Source organism: Blautia sp. CGZ-1-C1 (genome assembly GCF_056504575.1).
The window spans coordinates 1-10,125 of the sequence record NZ_JBWLUT010000190.1; the positions used below are offsets into that span (position 1 = coordinate 1).

At 38.0% G+C, this 10,125-nt stretch carries 7 protein-coding genes and 1 pseudogene; 7 read left to right on the forward strand and 1 reads right to left on the reverse strand.

Annotation, left to right across the window (positions count from 1 at the left end; all coding sequences use genetic code 11):
- The 5 genes from AC058W_RS17240 to AC058W_RS17260 all read left to right on the forward strand — a co-directional run.
- Window positions 1-519 (forward strand): LytR/AlgR family response regulator transcription factor (locus AC058W_RS17240; RefSeq protein ID WP_479390412.1); only part of this gene is annotated, 519 nt, incomplete at its 5' end.
- A gap of 314 nt (window positions 520-833) precedes the next feature.
- Window positions 834-1,322 (forward strand): hypothetical protein, encoded by a 489-nt coding sequence (locus tag AC058W_RS17245; RefSeq protein WP_479390413.1) that lies wholly within the window; start codon window positions 834-836, stop codon window positions 1,320-1,322.
- A gap of 166 nt (window positions 1,323-1,488) precedes the next feature.
- Entirely contained in the window at window positions 1,489-1,677 is a 189-nt protein-coding gene (locus tag AC058W_RS17250) for a GHKL domain-containing protein (RefSeq protein WP_119241217.1), read from the forward strand.
- 239 nt (window positions 1,678-1,916) lie between these two features.
- Window positions 1,917-4,190, forward strand: coding sequence for a DUF2298 domain-containing protein (locus AC058W_RS17255; RefSeq protein WP_243009894.1), 2,274 nt, complete (start codon window positions 1,917-1,919; stop codon window positions 4,188-4,190).
- Between the two features lie 269 nt (window positions 4,191-4,459).
- Window positions 4,460-5,053 carry a peptidoglycan-binding domain-containing protein gene (locus AC058W_RS17260; RefSeq protein ID WP_117844744.1) on the forward strand — a complete coding sequence of 198 codons (594 nt, stop codon included), beginning with the start codon at window positions 4,460-4,462 and terminating at the stop codon, window positions 5,051-5,053.
- 505 nt (window positions 5,054-5,558) lie between these two features.
- On the opposite strand, the gene AC058W_RS17265 is transcribed toward AC058W_RS17260, so the two are convergent.
- On the reverse strand, window positions 5,559-7,511 hold the full coding sequence (locus AC058W_RS17265) for a glycoside hydrolase family 31 protein (RefSeq protein WP_479390414.1): 1,953 nt from the start codon (window positions 7,509-7,511) through the stop codon (window positions 5,559-5,561).
- A 344-nt stretch (window positions 7,512-7,855) separates the two neighbouring features.
- On the opposite strand from AC058W_RS17265, the gene AC058W_RS17270 reads away from it, so the two are divergent.
- Together AC058W_RS17270 and tsaA are read left to right on the forward strand one after the other, a co-directional pair.
- A complete protein-coding gene (locus AC058W_RS17270) occupies window positions 7,856-9,244 on the forward strand; it encodes an alanine/glycine:cation symporter family protein (RefSeq protein ID WP_019161057.1) in 1,389 nt (462 codons plus the stop codon).
- A 157-nt stretch (window positions 9,245-9,401) separates the two neighbouring features.
- Window positions 9,402-10,113 (forward strand): annotated as a pseudogene (gene tsaA / locus AC058W_RS17275) (tRNA (N6-threonylcarbamoyladenosine(37)-N6)-methyltransferase TrmO).
- The last annotated feature ends 12 nt before the right edge of the window (window positions 10,114-10,125 follow it).

The window sequence follows — 10,125 nt, forward strand, 5'->3', positions numbered from 1 at the left end:
TTTCGTGTACAGCCTACAGATTTTCTGATCAAACCTTTAGACAAAATAAAAGTTGGGAATGTCATGAACAGGATTCAGAAAATTTCGGAAGTCAGAAAAGGTATTTTCGAGTACTTTGGCAGTGGATATTATTTCAAGGTGCTATATAAAGATATTCTGTATTTCAGCAGTCAGAGTGAAAAAGTGCATCTGGTTTTAAAAGACGGACAGAAAGAATTTAATGGCAAACTGAAAGAAATAGCAAAGAAAATTCCGGGAAATTTCATTCAGATTCATCAGTCGTATCTGATCAATTTTGATTATATCGAAGAATGTTCTTATGAATCTGTGAAAATAGAAAAACGGAGATACAATTCCAATCAGCCAGCCATATCGGAAATCAGTGAGAAAGCAACTGGCAGAGCGTGTGTGGAGGGAAAGAGAGTAAATGTTTGCGTTGATAACTACATTAAGCACGAATCTTTTGCGTACATATATAATCTATCGCTTTATGAGATTGTTCTTTTGGACAGATATTGAGGAAAAGAAAAAAAGAAAGAGCCTGTTATGTATTGTTTTTTATTTTGACAGCAGGAGTGCATCTGATATTTTGTTCGCCAGGTATGAGTGTGATAACAAATATAGTGCTGATTTTTTTGATTACAGTGTGTTATGAAGGAGCATTGAAAAAGAAAATATTTGTGACACTACTTGTATATGGAACTAATATGGGATGTGATTTAGTATCTGTTCATTTATTGACAGATTATTCAATAACAGGGAAAGTCGGTGAATGTGCTGCGTATATAACTGTACTATTATTGCTGATTTGCGATGTTATTTCAGAAAAAATCTTGATTAAGAATAAAGGAGAAGATAAAACTCCGCATGGGATGATACTGGCGGTTATTTCAGCACTTTGTCTGGCAGAATTGCTTATTGTTGAACAGGAACTAAAAAATCGTATCCTGCTGGTGTTATTTGGATGTTGTGTTTTGGCAGTTGTATTATTGATTTTCTATTTATATGATGTTCTGATAAGTGCGTATAAGAAACTGGAAGAACAATCTCTTATGGAAAAACAAATGCTCATTTATTCTCACCAGTTGGATGTGTTGATGCAATCGGAAGAGAAAGTAAAAGCTCTACGCCATGATATGAAAAATCATCTGGGAGAACTTGCACTTATGGCTGCAAATCAGAATAATGAAGAAATTCGGAAATATATACAGGACATGGGGGAGTATATGCAGAATCAGTCTGAACTGGTCAGTTGTGGGAATAAGAATCTTGACAGTCTGCTGAATTATCTTCTGGGGACAGACAGGCAAAAAAGAAACTGAATCATGTAGAGTATGAGGTACGGGTACCATCTGATTTGTGTATATCAGCATTTGATCTGAATGTGATTTTGGGAAACTTGACAGAGAACGCAATAGAAGCAGCAGAACAGACGAAAGATAAATGGATGTCAGTGGATATAGACGACTGAAAAGGGCATGCTTTTCCATGGAAATAAAAAACAGCTTTCAACATGAATTGGCTGTAGAGAAAAATAAATTATTGTCAACGAAGGAAGAAAAAGGACATGGCATTGGTCTTGCAAATGTCAGGAAGATGGTAGAGAAATATCAGGGATTTATGGATGTTTCGAATACAAATCAGATTTTTACTGTAAAGGTAATGCTGTACTTATAAATTATGTAGAATCTATGAAAGATAGTGTAGTGGTAGGACTGCGCTGTCTTTTATTTTGCAGAAAATTAGTCAAGAGGGAAAATATTGTGACAGAAAACATCATAAAAAACCACAATATGTTTTCGAAAAACGAATTTCGCCAATTTATATATGAATTCCGCCATTTTAGAAAATTTTGCAATAAATATGATATTATTCAAATACAAAGTAAGAAGAAATGAAATATATGTAAAAGGAGAATGAGAAAAGAATTAAAAAAAGTCATGGAGAAATATATTATTATGAAAAAAGTAAATAAATTTAAATTACTGGCAGCAGGGCTATTGATAGGAGTTGCTTTTTGGCTGTTAGGATCCGATTTCTTTACATTCATGATATGGTGGGAAATTTTATGGATTCTTGGATTGGTATTTATGCCGATAACGGCTCAGATATTCAAAGGTTTTGATGATAATGGATGGATGTATTCAAAGGTTATAGCAATAGTGATATGCGGATATGGAGTATGGATTTTGACTTCTATAAAAGTGGTTCACTTTACCACATTGAGTTCTATCGTAATTACTACCTTATGTGGGGGGAGCAGTATTGCTTATGGAATATATGGAAAACAAAGAAAGATTTTTCCGTGGAAACATATGGAACTTGTTTATTGGGAAGAAGTGATTTTCTTTGTTGTATTTCTTTTATGGACATATATGGCAGGATTTCATCCGGCAGCTCATGGAACTGAAAAATATATGGATTTTGGTTTTATGAAGTCTATGATGCGTAGCACAACACTTCCGTCAGAAGATATGTGGTATGCTGGCAAAGCTTTTAACTACTATTATGGTGGTCAATATTTTGCGGTGTTTCTTACGAAACTTACAGGAACAAAGGTAGAGATTACATACAATCTTATGCGTACCATGATAGCTGCATTTGCGTTTGTATTGCCATTTAGTCTTGTGCGCCAGATGCTTAAGGATAAATTAGGTAAAAGGGGAAGAGCATGGACAACAGATTTTGGAGGTATTTTAGCAGGTTTATCTGTATCCATGAGTGGAAACCTTCATTATATTATATATGGAAAAATTTTTACATTACTGGGGATAAGAGAAGATTACTGGTTTCCAGGCACAACACGATTTATAGGATTTGATCCACCTGTGACAGGGGACGAGACAATTCATGAATTTCCTTCATATTCTTTTGTTCTTGGGGATTTACATGCGCATGTGATTAATGTGTTTTTTGTTTTGGCAGTATTGGGGATTTTATATGCATGGATAAAAAGAAATTCCGGTAAAAGCTGGAAACAGAAAGAGATATTTCTGCTGGGACTGTTCCTTGGAATTTTCCTGTTTTCAAATACATGGGATTTTATGATTTATTATGTTGTAATATGTGGAACACTGTTTTTTGGAAATTTGAAGAGATATCTTAATTTTACAGATATGAAACCTTCAGATATGAGAACCGGTATAAAATGGAGTGTTGTGCAATGGATAGAACTTCTGCTGACTGCGGTGTTGATTTCGTTACCATTCCATTTACAGTTTAAAAGTGTTATGGTACAGGGAATCGGAATAGTGAAAATTCATACGGCGTTTTATCAGTTTTGTGTATTATGGGCTTTTCCATTGCTTATATGTGGATTATTTGTCGTATCTACGCTGATAAAAAATAGGAATTTTACAAATAAAAAAAACAGGAATTTATTTTACAAAATTAATGTTTCTGATTTATACGGAGTTGTACTTTCTCTTTGTGCAATGGGACTAATATTGATTCCGGAAATCGTTTATGTAAGAGATATCTATGAAAAAACAGCACCAAGAGCAAATACTATGTTTAAGCTGACTTATCAGGCATATATACTTTTTGCGCTTATGATGTCGTATATTCTGGTATTTTTTGTGGCAGACAGAATAAAAATTTTGCAAGAAACTAAATTGGATAATAGATATGAGAAAAAGGTAAGATTATCAAAAGTGCAGATAACCGTTGGGGGAATGGCAATAATACTTCTTATATCTACCTGTGGATATTTCGTAAATGCTACAACAAATTGGTTTACAGGTTTTCCTCTGAAAAATAAATACCAAACTCTCAATGCAACTGCTTATATAGAAAATGCCATTCCTGAAGATGCGGCAGCAATACGATGGCTGAATAAAAATATTACAGGTCAGCCAACCGTTCTTGAAGCTTGCGGCGACAGTTATAAAGACTATGACAACCGGGTTTCTGCTATGACAGGTTTGCCGACGGTATTGGGATGGTATGTTCATGAATGGTTATGGCGAAATAATCTTGATGAAGAAAACAAAAGAAGAACAGACGTGGAAACTATTTATACTTCAACAGATAAAAAAGAAGTACAGGAACTGCTTGAAAAATATGAGGTGAATTATATTTTTATTGGAAGCTGTGAATATCAAAAATATGAAGGGGTTAATGTAGCACTTTTAAGTTCATTGGGGGAAATAGTTTTTAAAGAGGAAAATACAATGATTGTGAAGCTGTAATAAAACAGATTTCAAAAAGAAAACAGTCATATCTGATCATGCAGATAGAAGTGGGTTCAATATCTTTTACTGTTTGTGCAACATTACAGAAATATTGGAGAGGAATTGTGGAAAAAAACCTTATAAAAAACACAATATGTTTTGAAAAAACGAATTTCGCCAATTTATATATGAATTTCGCTGTTTCACAAAATTTTGCGACGAATGTGTTATCATTTAAATATAAGTAAGAAGAACTGAAATGTATCTGAAGAAAGGAGAAGTATCAAATGAAACATAACAGAAGCAAAAACGCAGTGTTATTGATGATTATCTTTATTTGTAGTATTTGTTCGAATAATGTGTGGGCTCGTGAAACAGGGACAATGGATCAACTGGAAAAGGAGAATCTGGATGATGTAGATAAAATGAATAAAATATTATATTATTATAACACTTTATTTTTTGAAAACTATACGGAAGAAGAATTGAAACAGCAGGAGAAATTTCAGACAAGTATTCATTTATTGAATGAATTATATTTTGAATATGGATCTTTAGAAAATATTCCGATTTTGCCTTTTGACCCGGAAAATATCAGGGAAGGTGATTCATTATTTACGGAAGTTGTTGCTGTGATAAATACAGAAAATAATGAGACATATTTTGTAACAGAAAATGATGATATGAAGTTGTTAAAAAAATGTTTGGAAAAATTACAATATTACAATGGAAACTCTGTTACAAAATCAAATGAAGAACTAACGGAAGCAATAAAGAACTTTCAGAAAGAAGAAGGGTTAACAATTGATGGAATAGCTGGAAACGAGGTATGGAGGAAAATAGATATTTTGATGCTGAACAAAATGATTGAAGATGATTGAAAAAGATAATCCTATTATGTTGGAGGTGATTCCGATGTTCCTGCATGGAACACGTATTAATTTTTAACGGAATTAAGTAAGTATGTTACTTCTTATGTTATAGGTTTGCCCACTTCTTCGGAGAAGCGTTTCTATGGGGAGGATAGAAAGCCCTACAGCGTAAGTATGGCTTCCATGGATACAATGGGTATGAGTATGTTCTCCCCAGGAGTAGAATCTGCTAAAGCGAATAAAAACCTAAAATTTCGCGTACTGAAGGAGAATATCAGGAAAAATTTGGAACAATTGATGAAGGTGGAAATTTTGTTCCGGCAAAACCAGGTTCTTTTGGAGAATTAATAAGTTAAAAGAAAACAGTCACATAACTGAAAGAATATATTGATATTCATTGGATATATGTGACTGTTTCTTTTTATTTTTTATGAGGTGACTTTTCGTTCAATTCTTAACTGCTGTCTGGTAATTTCTGCAATTGTGGCAGGTAAATCTGACTGATTCGGTTAAATTACAAAGTGCTTATCCCGTCATCATCATAACGGTCATATTCAGCTCCCTCATATCCGATCATGCGGATAGTAGCCGGATCAATATCTTTTACTGTTTGAGCAACATCAGCAACCGGAATAGCTTTTCCTTTGCGAATAAACAGTGGAACTTCATTCAGGGCAACTTCTACATAGTGATGTCCTTTTTCAAGAATCTCCTGAGAGATGGTTCCATCCGGCAGGAATTTTACGAACATCATTTCTTCCGGCAGATATACATAGCGGCCTTTTGCATTCTGTGTATAAACAGGTGCGATCATGATTTCGTTTCCGAGAAGAAGCTGATCTTCTACCTGAGTTGCGAATGCATCGTCTGTGTAGTCAAATGCCAGCGGACGGAACATCATGTCATCGTTTAATGCTGCTTTCATGTATTCGCTGTACAGATATGGAATAAGGCGATATCTGACACCGATTACATGACGGAAGTCTTCGATATTCTCGAACTGGTAAGCTTCCTGTTCTCTGGTTCCCAGAGCGGAGTGGTTTCTCATAAGAGGTGTGAATACACCAAGTGCCAGCCAGCGCAGTACCAGGTCACGTGTGGTATCTGCACCGAAACCGCCCAGATCTGCGCCTGTGTAAAGGAAACCGCACATATTCAGGGATGGAAGCATCTTTAAGTTCAGAAGGATGTGTGACCACCAGGATTTGTTGTCTCCCATCCAGATTCCACCGTATCTGTGCATTCCCACATAGGAGGAACGGGAGAACATCAGAAAACGTTTGCCAGGTGCGATTTTTTCAAATGCTTCACCTGCTGCACGGGTCATGTTATAGCCAAACAGGTTATGTACCTTGTCGTGGCGGATTTTCTGACCGTTTACATTGTGATAGAAGCGTTTGTAATCTTCCGGATTGTTTGCAAGGACGTTTACTTTATCACCGAGTGTAAATCCAGGTGCTTCTTCCTTGTCCATGAAGTTGTCTTTGATGTATTCTTTTAATTCAGCAACGCCTTCCGGTGTACAGAACATTGCAGGTTCGTTCATGTCATTCCAGAAACCGTCGATTCCCTTTGAAATGAGACGTTCGTATTTCTGTCCGAACCATGCTCTGGCATCTGCATTCAGGACATCAGGGAAATGAGTCCAGCCCGGCCATACAGCGGAAACGAAATCACTGCCGTTTTCACGTTTGCAGAAGTAGTTCTTCTCAACGCCTTCTTCATAAACATCATAGCCAGATTCTACCTTGACACCTGCATCGATGATCGGGACAAGGTGGATACCTTTTTCTTTCATTTCATTGACATAGGCTTCGAAGTCAGGGAAGTTTTCCTGATTGACTGTGAAATCTTTGTAGTCTTCCATGTAATCGATATCCATGTATACCATATCGATCGGAATATTGTTTTCACGATATCCGTCAGCGGCTTTTCTGAAATCGTCAGCAGTTGTATATCCCCAGCGGCTCTGACCGAAACCAAATGCGAATTTAGGCGGGATATAGCTTCTTCCGATGATTTTACGGAACTGTTTTACGATATCGTAAGGGGTTTCAACCTCGATCACATACAGATAAAGATCTGCATCCTCACAGGTGATCTTTAACTGGGAAGAGAGTGTGTAACCGATATCAAACTTCAGTTTTCCGGGATAATCAACGAAGAGACCGAAAGTCTGTTTTCCGGAGATTACGAGGAAGTTGTGTGCTCCGTAGAGGGAGATTTTATCTTCTGTATGGTTTGGCTGGTCGGAACAGTTGCTCTCATAAACGTATCCACGTTTGTTGATTCCGCGGTTTGATTCGCCCAGACCATAGACAACATCGTTGTCATCCATGTCATAAGTAAAAGAGAAGCCGTTCTCTGTGGAGATAGTTCCGTATGCAGGAGTTCCCTTAGAAGCCGGGATAGAAGTTACGATGGCATCGGTTTCAAATGGGGTCCCGTAAGTATATTTCTGAATCATTTTGTCATGTCCTCCTTAGGTTGAAAAATGTTAAATTAATAACTGAAGCGTTTAAGTACTATTGGAAAATACACAAGTGTTTTCCTTGATTTTCTATCTATAATAATAGAGGGCTGAGTGGAGAAATGCTACTGAAATTATGACAAATTTATACGTTATTTTGACTTTTGATCAAACTGTGAAGCAGAGATACAGGTATGGCAGGCAGTAGAGCGGATGGTTTTAGTTGTTTGTTCCGATAATCTGTTATGCTTTAATGCTTTATCTTGATAGAATTTTTCCTGTACATACGGTGAAAAAAGTGCTAAACTGTTATTATTACACGAAAGAAAGGTTTATTTAACATGCTTCAGACAATTGAATCCATCAATAACGTCGTAAATAATTTTATCTGGGGTGTCCCGGCTATGATCTGTATTATCGGCGTAGGGCTTTACCTGAGCCTGCGGACCGGGTTTGTCCAGATCCGCAAATTCCCGTATGCGCTTAAAACCACACTGGGAAGAATTTTTAAGAAAAAAGAGGCCTCTGACGGTTCCATGACACCTTTCCAGGCAGTCTGTACTGCGTTGGCAGGTACAGTAGGTACTGGAAATATCGCCGGTGTTGCCGGAGCTATCGCCATCGGCGGACCGGGAGCTGTATTCTGGATGTGGGTTTCCGCAATCCTTGGAATGTGCACGAAATTTACAGAGGTTACTCTGGCAGTTCATTTCCGTGAGAGAAACAGACATGGAGATTATGTAGGCGGGCCTATGTATTATATTAAGAACGGATTGGGAAAGAATTGGAGATTTCTTGCAGTTCTTTATTCTGCATTCGGTGTACTGACTGTATTTGGAACAGGTAATGCTACTCAGGTAAATACCATTACAACAGCAATTGATACAGCTCTTATTAACTTTAATGTGATTTCAGAGTCTTCCACAGGCAGACTGAATCTGATCCTTGGAATTGTGATCACGCTGCTGGTTGGTATGGTACTGCTGGGTGGTATCAAGCGAATCGGAAGTGTTTCCGAGAAGCTGGTGCCGTTTATGGCATTGTTTTATATTGTACTTGCATTGGGTGTTGTAATCTTAAATATCGGAAGAGTTCCGGCAGTTTTCCATGATATTGTTTATGGAGCTTTTAATCCGTCAGCAGTGACAGGCGGTGTGATCGGAAGCTTTTTCCTCAGTATGAAAAAGGGTGTTTCCAGAGGTATTTTCTCCAATGAAGCCGGACTTGGTACAGGGTCTATCGCTCATGCCTGTGCAGACACAAGCAAACCTGTAAAACAGGGTATGTTTGGTATCTTTGAGGTATTTGCAGATACGATCGTGATCTGTACTCTGACAGCACTTGTGATCCTTGTAAGCGGCGTGCCGGTAAATTACGGTGCAGCGGCAGGTGCAGAACTTACAATTTCCGGATTTACTGCTACATACGGAGGCTGGGTTTCTATCTTTACGGCAGTTGCCATGTGTTGCTTTGCATTTTCAACGATTATCGGATGGGGACTTTACGGAGCACGCTGTATTGAATTTTTATTCTCTGCAAAAGTTATCCGCCCATTTATGATCGCCTATTCATTAGTGGCAATCATTGGTGCAACTGTAGATCTGGGACTTCTCTGGAGTATTGCTGAGACATTCAACGGTCTCATGGCAATCCCCAACTTAATTGGTGTATTCCTGCTTTCAGGAACCGCCATTACACTTACAAAAGAGTATTTCGCACAGAAGAAATAACAATAATAGCCCGGAGAGTTATTTTTCCGGGCTATTATTTTATGAGAATTGCGGGAGCTGATTTGTAGCGGAGCAATTCGTAGATATCAAGTTAGGGGCAAAATGCCTTTTGATCCTAACATCATTTTATGAAAAAGGTAAAAAGGAGAATAACACAATGATTCCAATCGCACATATAGAAAATGATTTTCCGACGAAATTCGGTATCCCCAGGCAGAGTGGCCGTGTAGGGGCACTTAAAGCGAGAATCGTATTCGAGCCGGAATATCGTAATGTGGATGCCTGCCGTGGTCTGGAGGAGTTTAGTCATATCTGGCTGATCTGGGAGTTTTCAGAGGCAAAGAGGACAAAGTGGTCACCGACTGTCCGTCCGCCCAGGCTTGGGGGAAATGTGAGAAAAGGGAGTTTTTGCCACAAGATCTCCCTTTCGTCCCAATTCCATAGGATTATCCTGTGTGAAGCTTGAGAAAGTAGTTCTGGATGAGCCGGACAGCCCTGTACTTTATGTAGAAGGTGCGGATCTGATGAATGGAACACCGATTTTCGATATTAAACCATATATTCCTTATGCGGATTGCCATCCGGAAGCAACAGGAAGTTTTACCGAATATTCCAAAGACCATCATCTGAATGTAGAATTTCCCCCGGAATTATTGGAAAAGATACCGGAGGAGAGCAGAGAAGCAGTGATAGAAGTGCTTGCGGATGATCCGCGCCCGGCTTACCAGAATGATCCAACCAGATCGTATGGGATGCCTTTTGGAGAAAAGGATATCCATTTCCGGGTGGATGGCGATATTTTGCGGGTTCACGATGTAACAGATTTCGTAAAAAAACAGCCGGAATCTGCTGCAGATTGTGAAAAATAACTATTTTCAGAT